The following is a 17,193-nucleotide window of genomic DNA, read 5'->3' as shown; positions in this document are numbered from 1 at the left end:
TGATGACAGGTAGAAAGGTCTTCATCGAGTTAATGAAGACTCGGTTGCGGTTTGATGACAGGTAGAAAGGTCTTCATCGAGTTAATGAAGACTCGGTTGCGGTTTGATGACAGGTAGAAAGGTCTTCGTCGAGTTAATGAAGACTCAATCGTGGTTTGATCACAGGTAATAGGTCTTCATCAAGGCAATGAAGGCCCAAACGCAGTTAGATAAAAGGAAAAGAGTCCTTCATCAAGGCAATGAAGGACATAAAATAAATGAACAGAATTGATAACTACAATAGAATTCCTTTCTAGATCTGACCTGTCATGAATTCTGCATATTTTTTCACATGCTATTTAGTGATACTTAGGTATTTTGCATCCTTAAAGAGAACTCCTGACCACTTAGGGGGTCAGTTTTTCCCTATTCTATTTTTTGTACTATAAATTGATCCTGCAATAGCAACCAATTTTGGGGGAAGGCCAGACCGAGCTTCCAATAAGCTATTCCTCGTAAGTTTAATTCTTTAATTAAGTCAAACTTAGCCTGTATCGATCTTGCATCCTCAAACCAGACTTCATGTTCATTTCCTTGTTCGTCCCAGTAAGTAAAAAATGGCGCCTGTGCCGTTTCATTATATTGAATAGCGGCATTATTTTCCCTGGCGATTGCGATTGCCTGCTGGGGACTTATTGCTAGTGCTGCTTCTCCACCTTCCTCAAAAGGAAGTGTCCAATCATATCCGTATAAGTTTTGCCCAAGTAATATTTTTTCTGCGGGCATTACTGTCAATGCAAACTCGACTACACGTCTTACTTCATTGATAGGTGAAACAGCCATTGCTGGTCCGTAACTATACCCCCATTCATAAGTCATCAGTACAACAAAGTCTGCAATTTCTCCGTGTGCTGCATAATCATGAGCTTCATACCATTGACCTGTTTGTTCTGCACTTATTTTCGGTGCTAAAGCGGTAGACATCAATAATCCGGCCTGGGCCAGTCTGTCTTTGGCCTTTCGCAAAAAGCTATTATAAGCTTCTCTATCTTCTGGAGGTAAGAATTCTAAATCAAAATGCACATCAGTGTAACCTATCTCCTGAGCAATATTAATAATATTATCCAGTAATGTGTTTTGGACGGCTTGAACAGTTACGATAATATGACCAAGCTCTGCGCTAAATGAACCTTCCTCCAGGTTGGTTACGACGAGCATTAAGCCTGCATTATTTGTCCTGGCAATTTCGGCCAGGCCATTTAGTGGCGGCGGGGTCAGCGTCCCATCCCGGTTTACATTGTAATTGAAGATGGCTAAATAGGTTAAATATGGGGTAGTTTTACGTGCAGCGTTTTCTAAGATTTGAGAAACAGCGTCCCCCATTGGTTCAATATAGGCATTTGATTGAATAGCTCTTTTTGCTTGGGGCGGGATATATAAACGGAAACCAACAGGAAGTATATTACCTACCGGAAAATTATTAATTTGAGCCAGTTCTTGAGCAGACATCCCAAATCGCTGTGCAATTGAGTATAAGGTATCTCCAGGCTCTACAAAATAAAATTGACCAATAATAGGGATAACTAATGCTTGACCGACAACAAGATTATCTGGCGTTTCCAATTCATTTGCATCCGTAATTGCGGTAGCAGACGTGTTGTATATAGCGGCAATTTCCCATAAAGTTTCTCCTTGCTGTACCACATGAATCTGCAAGTGACTCCCTCCTTCTAATGATATGCTACTTACACTCTATGAAGAGGGAGCCCACTATATAACCTAAATTGGTTCAATATCTGCATCCATAACGGAGCGCATTAAATATAATGCGTAATTATTGTTATCCACTTCTTCTGAAGCCATACAGTTCTGTGGGATATGCATGTCTAGTTGATACATGTACGCGTCTTTGGCAGTAAACAAAATACAGATATCCCCAGCAATACCAGCCATAATTAAATGAGTTTTATCCAATTCCGTAAGTAAGGATTGAAGTGGTGTTTGAAAAAAGGCAGAATGCTGGGGTTTTATGAGAAAATAATCATTATCATCAGGTTTTAATGCGTCAATGATCTCTTCGCTTTTATCATTCTTACAATAATCAATTATTTTTTGAAAAGAAGCTTGCCATAATCCATAATGATCATTAACATAAATGATAGGCAGATTACTTTCCTTGGCAAACTTCCTTAGTTTTATAAGGTTTGGTAATATTTTTTCTGTATTTTTTAATAAATTCTCACCACCAATAAAATCAAAATCATTGATAATATCTACAAATACTACAGCTGTATTTGATAATGATTCTTTCATTTTTTGCCTCCTAATAGTTAAAGGATGTTTTTATAATCCTATACTACTTATTTACCTATTTACTTATTTTCAAACTTTAAAGAAGTGTTGTGATATATGTGTTGGATGAAAAGTTTATGCAGGCAGCGATAGCGGAAGCAAATAAAGCACGCAATCAGGACGAAGTTCCTATTGGGGCAGTTATTGTGTATAAAGGCGAGGTAATTGCCAGTGGCTATAATCTTCGGGAAACGTCACAGACAACTTTGTCCCATGCTGAACTTATTGCAATTGCTGAAGCCAATAAAAAAATTAAGAGTTGGCGCTTGGAGGAATGTACACTTTATGTAACGCTTGAACCTTGCCCAATGTGTGCTGGAGCGATTGTACAATCTCGAATTCGGCGTGTAGTATTTGGTGCAGCAGATCCTAAAGCTGGCTGTGCAGGTTCTTTAATGAATTTACTCGAAGACCAGCGGTTTAACCATCAAGTAGAGCTTACGAGAGGCGTGTTGGGAGAAGCATGCGGGCAACTGCTAACGGATTTTTTCAAAGAGCTGCGTTCAAGGAAAAAGGGTAATCTTTAAAATAAATAGGCAGAACAAGCCTATGCTCTTATTAGATTAAATGTAGAATTACCATAAATTTGATTGTAAACATCATTGCATTTTCGCCTGAAAATCGTTATAATAATGAATGTCGTGCTAAGTGGGGAGGTAGCGGTGCCCTGTACTCGCAATCCGCTATAGCGAGACTGAATTCCCATCTTAGGTGAGGCGATTTTATGGTCTGCCTTAAGGAATTGGTGTTGACGCCCAGGTCCTGCGCAACAGGAACCCATGAATTCTGTCAGGTCCGGAAGGAAGCAGCAGTAAGTGGACTTTTCTGTGTGCCGTAGGGAAGCCTGAGCAGAGCCATGAACTTAAGTAACGCATAGGGACGTCGCATCAACGATGGGTGCACGGCTTACATATTTAAATCCCCTGCCAACATAGATTGGCAGGGGATTTTCTATATTCTTTGTCTGACTTTGTAAAGATTTGACTTCTTTTGTAGAATCTATTGATATATTCCCAAAAAGTAATCATACTAGTTTTTGGCGGTTTTGAAACAAAAGTCCTACATAAAAATTAGTTCACTAGTTGAAAGGAAGTAGCAAGATGTCGATAGAAATGGAAGTTAACCAGTCTGAACTGGCGGCAGCCATCTTGATTAAAAAGAGAGAGATGGTTGAATTAGGAATGACTTACGGATTGTTAGATGAAAGAACAATTAAATGCAGTCAGCAGCTCGATGACCTTTTAAACAAGCACTTGCATATAAAAAGAAGAAAGCTTTGCTTTAACTAATCTGGTTTATTTACAAACGCAAAGAGGAGGCAGCATCGTACCTGAAGTAATTTACTCCTGACCCCTCTGCTTGCTTCAACCTTATCATTTTAGCTTTTTCCCGTTAGTATCCATTAAGTAACTGACAAACGTATCATCTCTTACAAGCCATACTGCATAATTCCTTTTAAGGTATTTCTCCCCATCTTCAAAAGTTGTGAAGGTCTTGTCTATATTTAATGTATCATTTTGCACAGCCCATCCAGAATCATTTAGTGGGTATAGAAGAAACAGTTCCTCCATACGGTTTTTGTAAAGGGAACCAAAGGAGGATTTTTTTAAATTATAACGGTTTCTCCTGGCATCTTCACGTAATGGTTCCAATGGAAAGGTATTTGCAACAAACTGTTTGTAAGCTTCTTCAGTTAAAGAACAGCCTGATGCTTTTGCATGTCCTCCACCGCCAAATTGGCCGGCTACTTCAGAAACGTCAACGTGATCATGGATTGTTCTAAAACCCAATCGCTTGCCACCTATATTCAAAATAGCTATATAATCAAGATGCGGGTATTCCTTGCCAAGCTGATTTCCAAGTTCAGAGTGATACGATTCTGCATAAACAATCCCGGCAAAATAACCATTTATTTGGTTTTGAACCAGTTCTCTTCGTTTCCTGCGGATGTATCGTACAATTTTATTATCTTCCATATCCAGTAATTTTTTTTCAAAATCATCAAAATCGAAATGTTCATTAGTTAAAATCCGATCGATCATTTTTTCTTCAAATTCATCTATTGATACGAGAAAGAAAAGTGCGTTAAGCCGTTGTGCTTTCAGGTTATTGTTTTTCTCCCATTCCCACGTATCATACTGTCTGACAAGCTCTACAAATTCTGCAGTCGCAGCTGAGGGTTCAATTAGCTGGTGATTGATTAGGTATTCGTAAAACAATGAGGTTGCAGAATTTAAATGCCCTTCATTATCTTCTACTGCTACATGTCCCCAGTCATATTCATTAAAATGCAGAGCAGTTTTGTGATGGTCAATCATCTGTAATTTCCCACCGTTTTTATAAAATGCATCAAGTCGTTTCTCATTATGTTCATTTACAGATAAATCCGTGATAAATAAAAAGGTATTGGCATTATCATTATCCAAGAACCATTCTACTTCACGATTAAGGCCTGAAATGGAGTTGTAGCGCACTTTCACTTCCTTATCGAAAGCAAGTTTGGCAAGGATACCACAGCCGACCCCATCCAAATCATTATGTGACAATAGTTTATACATAGTTTTCACCTCTTCTGTGTAGTATGGGTTCATCAGTTAAAAATTATTGATGCAAGTTTATATGTAAAAACTGCATATTTATGGAACTACTATAAGAGGGGAATTAGTTCACTAGTTCGTATTGTTTTATACACTTCGGTTCACATCCACCCCCAAAATAGAGTATAATTAGAAGAGATTACAGAGGGGAATTTGTACTATGAGCTATCAGGCTTTATATCGCGTCTGGCGTCCGAGGAATTTCCAGGACGTTGTTGGACAATTACATATTACACGAACACTGCAAAATGCAATTGCGCAGGAGAAGTTTTCGCATGCCTATTTATTTTCCGGTCCACGTGGTACAGGGAAAACAAGTGCTGCCAAGATATTTGCAAAAACAATTAACTGTGAACGATCACCAGTTAAGGAACCATGTAATGAATGCAGCGCTTGCTTAGGAATTCAGGATGGTTCTATTTCTGATGTGATTGAAATTGATGCTGCCTCAAATACCAGTGTTGATGATATACGTGAAATAAGGGATAAAGTTAAGTATGCTTCAAGCTCTGTTCCTTACAAAGTGTATATTATTGATGAAGTGCACATGATATCTGTAAATGCTTTTAATGCTTTACTAAAAACGCTGGAAGAGCCACCAAAACATGTGGTGTTTATTTTGGCAACAACCGAACCACACAAGATACCATTAACGATTATTTCCCGGTGCCAGCGCTTTGACTTTAAGCCGATCTCCAGTAAAGCAATTGTAGATCGGATGCAGACAATTATTGATGCGGACGGCATTCCTGTCTCAATAGAGGCACTTGAGACCATTGCATTGGCTGCAGAAGGTGGAATGCGTGATGCTTTAAGTATTTTGGATCAAGCGATATCCTATAGTGAAGAACGTGTAGAGCTGGAAGATGTATTAGCAGTTACTGGTGGTGTCTCTCAGGTAATCCTAACTGATATTGTAAAATCAATGCATGATAAAGATGTACAGCATGCACTGAAATTAGTGGACGATTTAATCCAAAGTGGTAAAGACCCTGGTCGATTTGTCTATGATATGATTTACTTTATGAGGGATTTACTGCTGTTTAAAAGTGCGCCATCCTTAGAAGGTTTATTGGAACGTGCTAGAGTAGATGAGAGTTTCCATGCGTTAGCTGAAGCTGTGTCAATAACCTGGATTCAAGATGCAATTATGCAGTTGAACCAGTGTCAGCAGGAAATTAAATGGACAAATAGCCCGAAAGTATTTATAGAGATAACTATCTTAAGTCTTACAAACCGCTATTATGAACAGAAATCAGCAACGTCTGCTTCGGTCGATTCAGAGTCAGTTATTAAATTGACATCGAAAATGGCTCAATTGGAAAAAGAGTTAGCTGCATTAAAACAGAATCCTGTTGTGAGCTCGCAACCTTCGCCACAGAGGGAAGCACGTAAGCCACAGGCAAGAGGTTCAAAAAACAACTACAAAATACCTTTTGAAAAAATTCGCGAGGTATTAAAGCAGGCGGAAAAACCAGCATTGAAGCAGGTACATTCACAATGGGCGCAGTTTTTAAGTAAACTAAAAACGACAAGTGCACCAGCCCATGCTACAATTCAGGATAGTAAGCCTGCAGCTGCATCCGACCAAGCACTTGTAGTGGCCTTTAAATATGAAATTCATTGTTCCCTGTTTCTAGATAATCGGGAAACAATTGAATCCGTACTGGCAAGTGTGATGGATAAGCAATTAACCATCATACCTATACCGGAGCATAACTGGACAGAGCTGCGTACGGAATATATAAATAAGCAAGAAACAGCAACAACGCAACAAGATGAACAAGCTCAAGCGGACCCTTTCATAGAAGAAGCAAGAAAGCTTGTTGGGGATGACTTATTGGAAATTCGAGAATAGAAATACCTGATCAAAGGGCAGACCTATTGATCAGCAACAAAAAAAATAAAGTTAATTTTAAAGGAGGCGTTTTCCATGAAAGGCATGGGAAATATGGGCGGAATGATGAAACAAATGCAAAAGATGCAAAAGCAAATGATGGAGGCACAGGACAAACTGCATGAAATGAGCTTTGAAGCATCAGCAGGTGGTGGAATGGTTACTATTATTGCAAATGGGAAAAAGGAAATTACAGATGTTCAAATTAAAGAAGATGTAGTAGACCCAGATGATGTTGAAATGCTGCAGGATCTTATACTTACTGCGACAAATGATGTAATTAAGCAAATTGAAGATAAAACTAACGATACGATGGGACAATTCACGAAAGGGTTGAATATGCCTGGAATGTTCTAGCTCTAGGAGGCACGCTAGATGTATTATCCAGAACCGATTTCTAAACTGATTGACAGTTTTACAAAATTGCCGGGTATTGGACCCAAAACGGCTGTCCGTCTGGCCTTTTTTGTACTAAATATGAATGATGATGATGTCTTTGATTTTGCAAATTCATTAGTCAATGCAAAACGGGAGCTAACACACTGCAAGATCTGTGGGCATATTACCGATCAGGAACCCTGTTCAATATGCCAGGATACTTCTAGAGATCAATCTATTATTTGTGTGGTGCAGGATCCAAAGGATGTCATTGCAATGGAAAAGATGAAAGAATATCATGGGAAGTACCATGTTCTTCATGGAGCAATTTCTCCAATGGATGGCATTGGCCCAGAAGATATCAATGTACCTGACTTGATTAATCGTTTAAAAGATGAAGAAGTAAGCGAATTGATCTTAGCTACAAACCCGAACATCGAAGGGGAAGCAACAGCTATGTATATTTCACGTCTTGTTAAACCATCAGGCATCCGTACAACTAGAATCGCACACGGTTTACCTGTGGGTGGCGATTTGGAGTATGCGGATGAAGTGACATTATCAAAGGCCTTAGAGGGTAGAAGAGATTTGTAGGAGTTAGGTGAAGCGTATGAGTAAGAAGAAAATAAAGAAAAAAGACATGGATGGTCAATTACTAGATTCAATATTTGCTATAGAACGTGAATGGAAACAAATTGAATCCATTATGGAAAAGAGCATTGAGCCGAGTGTGAGCGGTAGGCAAAGAGAAACTCTTGCACAGGCAAAATATTTATTTCTGCTACGCGAAGCAAGACGCCGCAAAGTAAGTGCAATCAGGTACCGGTGATAATTAAGAGTAAATCTATTGAAAGGACAAGGAAGAGAATATGCTTCCTTGTTTTTTTGTGTAAAAAAGCTGAGTCGGTTTATGAAAGAAGAAGGAATACCTTTGCCTGATGCGACATCAGCAAAGTAGAATCAAAGGAAATTGCTAGTGGTGTTGCATTTAAGATAATACCTTGCATGCAAAATTGTTCAAGAGCCCAGGCTGACACTATTCGCAATCACGTTGGTGTGATGTGGCCTGGGTTTTACTCAAAATGGGTAACATTTGGGATTACTTTAAAAACACGTATGCGAAACGAGCGTGGATTAAAGTTCTGCCATATTATAATCCACCGGATCGCCAACACAATGAATCAAAATCCAATTTGAATGGAGCCCCAGTGAAATATCGCACCTCGAACTTTGTTCTACTTTCATCGTCGCCAGCATATGTACTATTATGGGACAAGAAAAAGGAGTTGAGTTGCATTGAGTTCGACACTCGTTATATCTATTATGGTTGCATTAATTATTGTGCTTTTATTTGTTGGGGCTCCGATTAAGCCAATGCGTTTTATTGGACATAGCACGGTTAAATTGGGAATTGGCATCTTGTTTTTATTCTTCTTTAATGTCTTTGGAGGAGCGATCGGGTTACACATACCTATAAATCTATTTACGGCTGTCATATCCGGATTTCTAGGTGTATTTGGACTAGCCTCACTGGCAGCCATTCATTTATTTATTATATAAAAGTTTCACAGTTTCCCTGTATATATTTTGTTAGATTAGGAGATACTACTTTCTAACGGAGGTGGGGAAATGAAACAGAGTACGACGTTTGAGCGTTGTGGTATTTGTGAGGAAGAAAAGGAAAAGGGGATTCATTTATATACCCTATTTATCTGCTGTGAATGTGAGCATAATATGATTCACACCGAGCCGAGAGAAGATAAGTATAATTACTACCTAAAAAAATTAAAAAATATTAATCAACCGAAATTATATTCCTAGATACTGAAGTCTTTGCTTGCAAAGGCTTTTTCTTTTGGTCTAGTATGAAGCTATATAATACAGACGGAGAGATATGATATGAAGCAACATTGGATCCCTTTATACCAAAGCCTTATACAATTTAAAGAAAACAATCCAATATCTTTCCATGTCCCGGGACATAAAAATGGTACTATTTTCCCGGAACAGGCGCGGGGTTATTTTGATTCCATTTTAAAATTTGATATGACCGAGCTTACGGGCCTTGATGACCTGCATGCACCAACAGAAGCAATTGCTAAAGCAGAAATGCTGGCGGCAGATTTTTTCCATGCGGATCACACTTTTTTTCTTGTCGGGGGTAGTACTGCAGGGAATCTGGCGATGATTTTAGCAACCTGTTCTGCGGGCGATAAAATTATTGTGCAGCGTAATAGCCATAAATCAATTATGAACGGATTAGAACTAAGCGGGGCCAAGCCAGTATTTATTGCACCTGAATACGACCCACGTGTCGATCGCTATACGCACCCAAGCTTGGATACAGTACGGAAAGCACTTCAAAGGCACCCAGATGTAAAAGCAGTTGTCCTAACCTATCCTGATTACTTCGGAAAGACGTATGAAATAAAAGATATGATAGAGCTAGTCCATGAATACCATGTACCTGTGTTAGTCGACGAAGCACATGGGGTACATTTTTCACTTGGAAACCCTCTACCCACATCCGCTTTAGAACTTGGTGCAGATGTGGTTGTTCAGTCTGCCCATAAGATGGCACCAGCAATGACAATGGCTTCCTTTTTACATATGAAATCCAGGTTCGTTTCAATGGAAAAAGTTGCACATTACCTGCAGATGATTCAATCCAGCAGCCCGTCCTATCCGCTAATGGCTTCCTTGGATATTGCGCGTTCCTTTTTAGCTACTTTAAAAAAAGAAGAAATCGGGAGTATTCTGCAAAGTGTAATAAAAATAAGAGGCATTTTAGAGCGTACAAAGTATTGGGATGTACTGATAGCGGATGATCCTTTAAAGTTGACTCTACATATGAAACAGGGCGTTTCTGCGAAGGATGTTGCAGAACTTTTTGAAAAGCAAAACATCTTTCCGGAACTCGTAACACATAATCAGATTTTACTTATTCATGGACTTGCCCCTTTTCAAAAGATGGGTCATTTAAGAAAAGCGGTAAAAAGAGTCAATGAGCAATTAAAAAATAGTGTCAATCATGATATAATAGACATAGCGGGTCTTTTTCCGGAGACGATCCAGGAATTGACTTTGTCATATCAAGCCATGAATAAATTACAAACCATACATGTGCCCTTCACAGAGGCAATAGGATATAGAGCAGCAGAAGCGGTAATTCCTTATCCACCCGGAGTCCCACTGGTTCTTAAGGGAGAAACAATCACAGCAACGCATATAGATGTCATTGAACGCATGCGCATTCAAGGTGTACGAATACAGCAGCGTAACAATCACAGCATCAGGATTTACAGCAGTTGAAGAAGGGGAAGAAAATACGTGAACGGACATTTTATAACATTTGAAGGTGGCGAGGGAGCGGGTAAAACCTCTATTCTTCTTTCTTTAAGTAAGAGGCTTAGCAACCTGGGCTATGATGTAATTGCAACCCGTGAGCCAGGAGGAATTGAAATTGCGGAACAGGTCAGGAGAATTATACTAGACCCACTGAACACTGAAATGGAAGAGCGCACGGAAGCATTACTGTATGCGGCAGCACGCAGACAGCATTTGGTAGAAAAAGTATTGCCTGCATTAAATCAGGGTAAAATTGTCTTATGTGACCGTTTTATCGATAGCAGTCTTGCATATCAGGGGTATGCGCGTGGTCTGGGAATAGATGAGGTCTTTGCTATTAATCAATTTGCCATTCAGGATTGCATGCCCAACCTAACATTATTTTTTGACATCGAACCAAAAAAGGGATTAGAACGCATTGCGGCGAATAAAGATAGAGAAAGAAACCGTTTGGATATGGAAGAAATTTATTTTCACGAACAAGTATACAAAGCCTATCATATTCTGGTAGAAAGGTTCCCAAACCGCATTCAAACCATCAATGCGGATCAAACGATTGAATCTGTTGAGAAAGACGCAATAAATCGTATTGTTTCATATCTGAGTAAATAATAAGGGAGGTATGCAGTGTGAAGTTAATTATAGCTGTTGTTCAGGATAAAGATTCTAATCGCCTTGTTGATGCACTGGGAGAAGAAAACTTTAAAACAACGAAGCTTGCAACTACCGGTGGCTTTTTAAAGGAAGGTAATACGACACTTATGATTGGTTGTGAGGATGCGTATTTAGACGAGGCTTTAGAAATAATAAAAGTTAATTGCTCACACCGTGAACAAATGGTTGCACCAATTTCACCAATGGGCGGCAATGCCGATTCTTATATTCCAAAGCCAGTTAAAGTTGAAGTTGGTGGAGCAACTTGTTTCGTTCTGCCGATCGAATCATTTTTTCAATTCTAAAGAAGAGGCTTTTTTTCATAAATAGCTGCTTTTCAAGTATTGAATTGTAACTAATAATTGATTTATACGTCGTTAATATAAAGACGGGCGCTGAGCTGGACGGGGCTAATATGATGTTTCGGTTATAGTAGCACCACTAATACTTTTGGAAGGGGCTGAGGTCGATGAAAATTAGTCATGAAATGAAAACACAGACTGAAACTAAATATACCCGTCCTGCTGTGGCTGACACACAGGCATTTAATAAGCGGCTTCAGTCTCAAACTCAAAGTTTAAAGCAACAGGAACTGCAGCAGTTGATGAAAAGTATTACGTTGCAGGGAGACAAGCTTGTCCGTTTTCGATCACTCCGTGAGCTGGCAAAGTTCAAACGGATGGTTAAGGGTTTTCTTCAGGAAACTGTAAATAATGGTCTTGATTTACAGAAATCACATAGTTTTAGCTTGGACGGTCAGAATCGCAAATTAGCAATTGTTAAACAAGTAGATGAGAGATTACTAGATTTAACAGAAGAAATTATGAACCAGGAAAAAAAGACAGTGGATATTTTAGGCTTAATAGGCGAAATAAAAGGTCTGCTGATTAATATATATACGTGATAACTAAGGACGGTTACTTATGAAAACATGGTCTGAGGTTGCAGAGGTTCAACCATTGGCAAGTAAAATAATTACAAACAGTATTAGAAAAGACCGTATCTCTCACGCGTATCTACTGCAGGGAGAACGTGGTACTGGGAAAGAGGCAATTGCTTTATTACTCGCAAAAAGACTATTTTGCGATATAAATAAAACAAGTGTGGAACCATGTCACGAATGTAACGCATGTAAACGAATTACTTCGGGAAACCATCCAGATGTACATTGGATTGAGCCAGAAGGACAATCGATTAAAATAGAGCAAATTAAAAATCTTCAGAAGGAATTTACATATTCTGGGCTCGAATCAAGCCAAAAGGTATATGTTATTCAAGGTGCTGATACACTAACATTAAATGCAGCAAATCGTATTTTGAAATTCCTGGAAGAGCCTAGTAAACAAACTACAGCGATTATGCTGACAGAGAACAGTCAGTCAATTATCTCAACGATACGATCTCGTTGCCAAGTCGTTGACTTACAGCCACTAAATCCAGCTTCTTTTCAAAAACAATTAGTTGAAAAGGGCATGACACAGGATAATGCGGCTTTAATGAGTGCTTTAACAAATAATTTTGACGATGCATTTACTTGGAGTGGTGATGATTGGTTTGCTACTGCTAGAAAAATAGTGGTACAATTAGTAGAAATGTTTTCTACGAATAAAGAAGATATTTTTCTATATATTCATAATTATTGGGTGACCCATTTCAAAGAGCGAAGCGGGCAGGAGCAGGGATTGGATTTATTGCTTCTGGCATTCAAGGATATTCTTTACTACCATATAGGCAATAAAGATACAATGGTGTTTTTTAACCCACAGGATGAATTGCTTGGAAAATCAGCAATGACTTTCTCCCAGGAAAAATTAGTATTTATTTTAAATGCTATTTTACAAGCAAAAAGAAAAGTGAAGCAAAATGTTCATCCTACATTAGTGATTGAACAACTTACACTTCAAATACAGAGGTGATAGATGTGATAGAAGTAATTGGCGTCCGTTTTAAGAAAGCGGGTAAAATATATTATTTTGATCCAGAAAAACACAACATTTCATTAGACAGCTATGTTATTGTAGAGACAGTAAGAGGGATCGAGTTTGGTAAAGTTGTAATTACAAATAAACAGGTTGATGAGGAAGATGTTGTACTTCCACTAAAGAAAGTAATTCGAATAGCGAATGAGAAGGACAAGATAACTGTTGTCGAAAATCAGGAGCAGGCTGAGAAAGCTTTCGATACGTGCAAAGAAAAGATTACTGAACATAAACTGGATATGAATCTAGTGGAGGTAGAGTATACATTCGACCGCAACAAGATTATTTTTTATTTCACTGCAGATGGTCGAGTAGACTTCCGTAATCTGGTAAAAGACTTGGCAGCTATGTTTAAAACGCGAATTGAGTTAAGGCAGATTGGTGTCCGTGACGAAGCTAAAATGCTTGGTGGAATAGGCCCGTGTGGTAGAATGCTTTGTTGTTCTACGTTTTTGGGAGACTTTGAACCTGTATCTATTAAAATGGCTAAAGATCAAAACCTATCTCTTAACCCAGCAAAAATTTCCGGATTATGTGGTCGATTAATGTGTTGCCTGAAATATGAGAATGATGATTATGAAACAGCGAAGCGTGATTTACCTGATATAGGGCAAGCTATTAAGACACCATTTGGTAATGGAAAAGTAGTTGGGATTAACATCCTGGAGCGTCTCGTCCAAATCGAAATCCCTGAAAAGGAACGGGTAATCGAATATACTTTAGATGAACTAATTGAACAAGGAATTATTTTAGCGCAAGCCACAGAATAACGGGGTGAGGTAGGCGTGAATAACAGACAAATTTTTGATCAAGTATCTGATATGGAGAAGCAAATCGGCGAATTATATGAACAACTCGGTGACTTAAAAGGCCGACTAAGCGATTTGTTGGAAGAAAATCATAGGCTTGCTTTGGAAAATCGTAATTTGCGTAATCATCTGGAACATTCAGAAGCAGATAGCAGAGAAAAAACAATGACTAATAATGCGCAATCAAAGGGAATTCCAGGAGAAGGGTATGATAATTTAGCACGATTATATGAAGAAGGTTTTCATATTTGCAACCTGGAATTTGGTAGTCCGAGACGAAATGAAGATTGTATCTTTTGTCTTGATTTTTTAAATAAAACGAAATAACCTGTAATAGAGCTGTCTCGAATTCCGGGACAGCTCTTCTTTCATAGTTCCATGATACAAAATGTCATTATGGCCACTGAATGCAAAGTAGAGCTTTGATCTTTTAAGACAGGAAAGGAATTAATAATGGTACAATTATTTGATGATGAACGATTTGATTATTTAACAGCCGATCAGAGCATGAAGATTATTCAAAGTCCGACTGCTTTCTCTTTTTCTCTTGACGCTGTATTGCTTGCAAACTTTACGTATGTTCCGATAAAAAAAGGGACAATATTAGATTTGTGTACTGGTAATGGTGTCATCCCTTTATTATTGTCAAAAAGGACAAAAGCTGCGATTACAGGTGTAGAGATTCAGGAACGGATTTTCGGTATGGCTGAGAGAAGTATAGTTCAAAATGAACTTATTGAACAGATATCGGTCATTCACGGTGATATAAAGGAAATGCAGCCAATACTTGGACAGAGCACATTTGATGTAGTAACATGTAATCCACCTTATTTTCCGACACCTTCAAAAACGGAGCATAACCAGAATGAATTCTTAACAATAGCAAGGCATGAAGTGCTATGTACGCTGGAAGATGTGGTTAAGGCTTGTAAGTTACATGTTCGACCTGGCGGAAAGGTAGCAATGGTCCATCGACCAGGCAGGCTTGTGGATATCATCGAGACGTTTAGAAAATACAAACTCGAGCCAAAACGTCTCCAGTTTGTTTATCCGAAAAAAGGGAAGGACGCGAACATGTTGTTAATAGAAGGGATTCGCGACGGAAAAGCAGATTTAAAAATCCTACCGCCATTATATATTTATAATGCCGACGGAACATACACAACAGAAGCAGGGGATATTATTTATGACAGATAATAATGAGCATATCGTTTATATTTTAAAATGTAGTGATAACACATTGTATACAGGGTATACAAATGATATGGAAAACCGGCTTAAGATGCATACGGAAGGAACAGGTGCTAAGTACACCAGAGGGCGTGGCCCATTCCAGGTTGTATTCATAGAAAAGTTTCCAACAAAGGAAGAAGCCATGCAGAAGGAATACCGGATTAAACAACTGAACCGAAAAGAAAAATTCCAGCTTATTCGTGATAGGCTGAAAGAAGTGATGCAGTTTGAAAATACAGAAAAGCTTTGAGGACCAGACAAGGGGTATCGTATATGTTGTTCCTACACCAATAGGTAACCTAGAAGACATCACGTACCGAGCATTGAAAATTTTAAAATCGGTTGCGTTAATCGCTGCAGAAGATACAAGAAATACGAAAAAACTGCTTAATCATTTTGAGATCTCTACAGGGCTGATTAGTTATCATGAGCATAATAAGATGGCTCGTGAAGAACAGTTATTAAACCGTGTCGAAAAAGGGGAATCGATTGCACTTGTAAGTGATGCAGGAATGCCTGCAATTTCAGATCCCGGCTATGAGTTAGTTCAAGCTGCAATCAGTCGAGACCTGCATGTTGTCGTCCTACCAGGTGCCAACGCTGCTCTTTGTGCACTGGTTGGTTCAGGCTTACCATCAAATGAGTTCTTGTTCTATGGTTTTCTGCCACGTAAGAAGAAAGACAAGGAGCTGGAATTAGACCGTTTAAAGCGCCTGCAATCGACGGTTCTCTTTTATGAATCACCGTACCGTCTGAAGGAAACACTGAAAGTAATGCAGGAACAACTGGGAAATCGACAACTGGTTATTGCACGGGAATTAACGAAACGGTTTGAAGAGTATATTAGAGGTTCGGTAGACGAGCTTTTGGAATGGGTGGAAGTAACAGAACTAAAGGGTGAATTCTGTCTTGTTGTAGAAGGAAGTGCTGCAGCAGCGGAAGAAGATACTTCACTGTGGTGGAGTCACTTAGCAGTAATAGAACATGTTACTTATTATATCCAAGAGAAAGGGCTAACGAGCAAAGAGGCGATCAAACAAGTTGCAACAGATAGGAAAATGCCTAAACGAGACGTATACCAGAATTACCATATCGAATAAAAGAAAAAGGGCTGACGTGCTTGAAGCAGGCGTCAACCCTTTTTAGACATTTAAAGTTAGTTAAAAGATGGTATCTATTTGTTAAATCGTGATTGAATTTCTTCAATTAATTCTTTTGCACCTTCTTGGCTGAGGACCAGTTTACCATTTGCTAATGATAAGTTATCATCTGAAACTTCCCCAGTTAAATGACAAGTCATATTTGGTTTATATTTCTTCAGTATTATTTTGTCATTATCCACATAAATTTCCATGGCATCTTTTTCATGGATATCCAGTGTACGACGCAGTTCAATTGGTATGACTACACGTCCAAGCTCATCAACTTTACGTACAATTCCAGTAGACTTCATATTTCTCCCCCTAAAAAGGTAAGAAAAACAATTTTGATATACCATCTTAATTATGGTGGTATCATTTGTTTTTCTACTAATTTTACAGTTATTAAAAAAATCGTCATATTTCGACATCTGTATATGAAATAGAATAACAACCAAATCTTTTTAAGTCAATAAATTTTTATTAAAAAATAAAGTTATTTAGAAAATTATATATTTATTAAAATAATAGTTCTGTAAACCCTTCTATATATGACTTTTTCTTTTAATTTTCGTTTTTAAAAAGAAAAGCTGGTCATTTAAGGTTCCATTTATTGTAAAGTTAATTTCGACATTTTTCGACAAGGTGCAGTGGTTATGTCGAAAATTCCCCCAGTCAGTATTTTCATTACAGAATTTAAAGCGAGAAAGCCCACTTCTTCAGATGTGTGATGAATTGCTTTTGTTTGAAATTAAAAAGTAATATCAAGACAAACTGATGTTCGGTTTGATATAATAAGTAGTATAGGAGGTGTAAATAATGCCAACA

At 38.4% G+C, this 17,193-nt stretch carries 21 protein-coding genes, 1 other RNA gene and 1 pseudogene; 19 read left to right on the top strand and 4 right to left on the bottom strand.

Features of this window, described 5'->3' with window-relative positions:
• Positions 1–405: 405 nt before the first annotated feature.
• Both QGM71_RS16095 and QGM71_RS16090 read right to left on the bottom strand, forming a co-directional pair.
• Positions 406–1,695 (bottom strand): glycoside hydrolase family 18 protein, encoded by a 1,290-nt coding sequence (locus tag QGM71_RS16095; RefSeq protein ID WP_327608591.1) that lies wholly within the window; start codon positions 1,693–1,695, stop codon positions 406–408.
• A 63-nt stretch (positions 1,696–1,758) separates the two neighbouring features.
• On the bottom strand, positions 1,759–2,292 hold the full coding sequence (locus QGM71_RS16090; RefSeq protein WP_327608590.1) for an isochorismatase family cysteine hydrolase: 534 nt from the start codon (positions 2,290–2,292) through the stop codon (positions 1,759–1,761).
• A 98-nt stretch (positions 2,293–2,390) separates the two neighbouring features.
• On the opposite strand from QGM71_RS16090, the gene tadA reads away from it, so the two are divergent.
• The 3 genes from tadA to QGM71_RS16075 all read left to right on the top strand — a co-directional run bounded on the left by tadA (position 2,391) and on the right by QGM71_RS16075 (position 3,620).
• Positions 2,391–2,858, top strand: coding sequence for a tRNA adenosine(34) deaminase TadA (tadA, locus tag QGM71_RS16085; RefSeq protein WP_327608589.1), 468 nt, complete (start codon positions 2,391–2,393; stop codon positions 2,856–2,858).
• Positions 2,859–2,970: 112 nt separating this feature from the next.
• An RNA gene (ffs, locus tag QGM71_RS16080) (signal recognition particle sRNA large type) lies at positions 2,971–3,236 on the top strand.
• A gap of 195 nt (positions 3,237–3,431) precedes the next feature.
• A complete protein-coding gene (locus tag QGM71_RS16075; RefSeq protein WP_327608588.1) occupies positions 3,432–3,620 on the top strand; it encodes an aspartyl-phosphate phosphatase Spo0E family protein in 189 nt (62 codons plus the stop codon).
• Positions 3,621–3,704: 84 nt separating this feature from the next.
• Here the strand turns inward: QGM71_RS16075 and QGM71_RS16070 are convergent, their stop codons facing one another.
• Entirely contained in the window at positions 3,705–4,889 is a 1,185-nt protein-coding gene (locus QGM71_RS16070; protein ID WP_327608587.1) for a DHH family phosphoesterase, read from the bottom strand.
• A gap of 199 nt (positions 4,890–5,088) precedes the next feature.
• On the opposite strand from QGM71_RS16070, the gene dnaX reads away from it, so the two are divergent.
• From dnaX to rsmI, 16 genes and pseudogenes are all read left to right on the top strand, one after another.
• On the top strand, positions 5,089–6,786 hold the full coding sequence (dnaX, locus tag QGM71_RS16065) for a DNA polymerase III subunit gamma/tau (RefSeq protein ID WP_327608586.1): 1,698 nt from the start codon (positions 5,089–5,091) through the stop codon (positions 6,784–6,786).
• 75 nt (positions 6,787–6,861) lie between these two features.
• Positions 6,862–7,182: a YbaB/EbfC family nucleoid-associated protein gene (locus tag QGM71_RS16060; protein WP_327608585.1), complete on the top strand. Its 321-nt coding sequence runs from the start codon at positions 6,862–6,864 to the stop codon at positions 7,180–7,182.
• Positions 7,183–7,200: 18 nt separating this feature from the next.
• Positions 7,201–7,797, top strand: coding sequence for a recombination mediator RecR (gene recR / locus QGM71_RS16055; protein ID WP_327608584.1), 597 nt, complete (start codon positions 7,201–7,203; stop codon positions 7,795–7,797).
• A gap of 16 nt (positions 7,798–7,813) precedes the next feature.
• The gene (locus QGM71_RS16050) at positions 7,814–8,032 is read left to right on the top strand and encodes a YaaL family protein (protein ID WP_327608583.1); all 219 of its coding nucleotides are present in this window, start codon (positions 7,814–7,816) and stop codon (positions 8,030–8,032) included.
• 467 nt (positions 8,033–8,499) lie between these two features.
• Positions 8,500–8,763: a pro-sigmaK processing inhibitor BofA family protein gene (locus QGM71_RS16045; protein WP_327608582.1), complete on the top strand. Its 264-nt coding sequence runs from the start codon at positions 8,500–8,502 to the stop codon at positions 8,761–8,763.
• A gap of 69 nt (positions 8,764–8,832) precedes the next feature.
• Positions 8,833–9,024 (top strand): sigma factor G inhibitor Gin, encoded by a 192-nt coding sequence (locus tag QGM71_RS16040; protein ID WP_327608581.1) that lies wholly within the window; start codon positions 8,833–8,835, stop codon positions 9,022–9,024.
• Between the two features lie 78 nt (positions 9,025–9,102).
• On the top strand, positions 9,103–10,515 hold the full coding sequence (locus QGM71_RS16035; protein ID WP_327608580.1) for an aminotransferase class I/II-fold pyridoxal phosphate-dependent enzyme: 1,413 nt from the start codon (positions 9,103–9,105) through the stop codon (positions 10,513–10,515).
• An 18-nt stretch (positions 10,516–10,533) separates the two neighbouring features.
• A pseudogene (tmk, locus tag QGM71_RS16030) lies at positions 10,534–11,212 on the top strand (dTMP kinase).
• Positions 11,181–11,510, top strand: coding sequence for a cyclic-di-AMP receptor (locus tag QGM71_RS16025; RefSeq protein WP_327608579.1), 330 nt, complete (start codon positions 11,181–11,183; stop codon positions 11,508–11,510). The pseudogene tmk and the gene QGM71_RS16025 overlap by 32 nt, the downstream one beginning before the upstream one ends.
• Positions 11,511–11,674: 164 nt before the next feature.
• Positions 11,675–12,109, top strand: a complete 435-nt coding sequence (locus QGM71_RS16020; protein ID WP_327608578.1) for a YaaR family protein — start codon at positions 11,675–11,677, stop codon at positions 12,107–12,109.
• A 19-nt stretch (positions 12,110–12,128) separates the two neighbouring features.
• The gene (holB, locus tag QGM71_RS16015) at positions 12,129–13,121 is read left to right on the top strand and encodes a DNA polymerase III subunit delta' (RefSeq protein WP_327608577.1); all 993 of its coding nucleotides are present in this window, start codon (positions 12,129–12,131) and stop codon (positions 13,119–13,121) included.
• Positions 13,122–13,126: 5 nt separating this feature from the next.
• Positions 13,127–13,954, top strand: coding sequence for a PSP1 domain-containing protein (locus QGM71_RS16010; RefSeq protein ID WP_327608576.1), 828 nt, complete (start codon positions 13,127–13,129; stop codon positions 13,952–13,954).
• A 15-nt stretch (positions 13,955–13,969) separates the two neighbouring features.
• A complete protein-coding gene (gene yabA, locus QGM71_RS16005; RefSeq protein WP_327608575.1) occupies positions 13,970–14,320 on the top strand; it encodes a DNA replication initiation control protein YabA in 351 nt (116 codons plus the stop codon).
• Between the two features lie 126 nt (positions 14,321–14,446).
• Positions 14,447–15,190, top strand: a complete 744-nt coding sequence (locus tag QGM71_RS16000) for a tRNA1(Val) (adenine(37)-N6)-methyltransferase (RefSeq protein ID WP_327608574.1) — start codon at positions 14,447–14,449, stop codon at positions 15,188–15,190.
• On the top strand, positions 15,180–15,476 hold the full coding sequence (locus tag QGM71_RS15995; RefSeq protein WP_327608573.1) for a GIY-YIG nuclease family protein: 297 nt from the start codon (positions 15,180–15,182) through the stop codon (positions 15,474–15,476). The genes QGM71_RS16000 and QGM71_RS15995 overlap by 11 nt, the downstream gene beginning before the upstream one ends.
• Positions 15,454–16,326, top strand: a complete 873-nt coding sequence (gene rsmI, locus QGM71_RS15990; RefSeq protein WP_327608572.1) for a 16S rRNA (cytidine(1402)-2'-O)-methyltransferase — start codon at positions 15,454–15,456, stop codon at positions 16,324–16,326. Before QGM71_RS15995 ends, rsmI begins: the two co-directional genes overlap by 23 nt.
• Positions 16,327–16,400: 74 nt before the next feature.
• Here rsmI and QGM71_RS15985 read toward each other — a convergent pair whose 3' ends face one another.
• Positions 16,401–16,679 (bottom strand): AbrB/MazE/SpoVT family DNA-binding domain-containing protein, encoded by a 279-nt coding sequence (locus QGM71_RS15985; protein ID WP_327608571.1) that lies wholly within the window; start codon positions 16,677–16,679, stop codon positions 16,401–16,403.
• Positions 16,680–17,193 lie beyond the last annotated feature (514 nt).

The organism is Virgibacillus tibetensis (assembly GCF_036026595.1).
In the GTDB taxonomy this organism is placed as follows: Bacteria; Bacillota; Bacilli; order Bacillales; family Amphibacillaceae; genus Virgibacillus_P; species Virgibacillus_P tibetensis.
This window is presented reverse-complemented; position numbering and strand designations above follow the sequence as displayed.

Excerpts from the sequence above, each read along its gene's own strand:
- QGM71_RS16090 (WP_327608590.1), bottom strand. The coding sequence starts at position 2,292 with ATGAAAGAATCATTATCAAATACAGCTGTAGTATTTGTAGATATTATC.
- QGM71_RS16075 (WP_327608588.1), top strand. The coding sequence starts at position 3,432 with ATGTCGATAGAAATGGAAGTTAACCAGTCTGAACTGGCGGCAGCCATC.
- QGM71_RS16070 (WP_327608587.1), bottom strand. The coding sequence starts at position 4,889 with ATGTATAAACTATTGTCACATAATGATTTGGATGGGGTCGGCTGTGGT.
- dnaX (WP_327608586.1), top strand. The coding sequence starts at position 5,089 with ATGAGCTATCAGGCTTTATATCGCGTCTGGCGTCCGAGGAATTTCCAG.
- QGM71_RS16060 (WP_327608585.1), top strand. The coding sequence starts at position 6,862 with ATGAAAGGCATGGGAAATATGGGCGGAATGATGAAACAAATGCAAAAG.
- recR (WP_327608584.1), top strand. The coding sequence starts at position 7,201 with ATGTATTATCCAGAACCGATTTCTAAACTGATTGACAGTTTTACAAAA.
- QGM71_RS16050 (WP_327608583.1), top strand. The coding sequence starts at position 7,814 with ATGAGTAAGAAGAAAATAAAGAAAAAAGACATGGATGGTCAATTACTA.
- QGM71_RS16040 (WP_327608581.1), top strand. The coding sequence starts at position 8,833 with ATGAAACAGAGTACGACGTTTGAGCGTTGTGGTATTTGTGAGGAAGAA.
- QGM71_RS16035 (WP_327608580.1), top strand. The coding sequence starts at position 9,103 with ATGAAGCAACATTGGATCCCTTTATACCAAAGCCTTATACAATTTAAA.
- QGM71_RS16020 (WP_327608578.1), top strand. The coding sequence starts at position 11,675 with ATGAAAATTAGTCATGAAATGAAAACACAGACTGAAACTAAATATACC.
- holB (WP_327608577.1), top strand. The coding sequence starts at position 12,129 with ATGAAAACATGGTCTGAGGTTGCAGAGGTTCAACCATTGGCAAGTAAA.
- QGM71_RS16000 (WP_327608574.1), top strand. The coding sequence starts at position 14,447 with ATGGTACAATTATTTGATGATGAACGATTTGATTATTTAACAGCCGAT.
- QGM71_RS15995 (WP_327608573.1), top strand. The coding sequence starts at position 15,180 with ATGACAGATAATAATGAGCATATCGTTTATATTTTAAAATGTAGTGAT.
- QGM71_RS15985 (WP_327608571.1), bottom strand. The coding sequence starts at position 16,679 with ATGAAGTCTACTGGAATTGTACGTAAAGTTGATGAGCTTGGACGTGTA.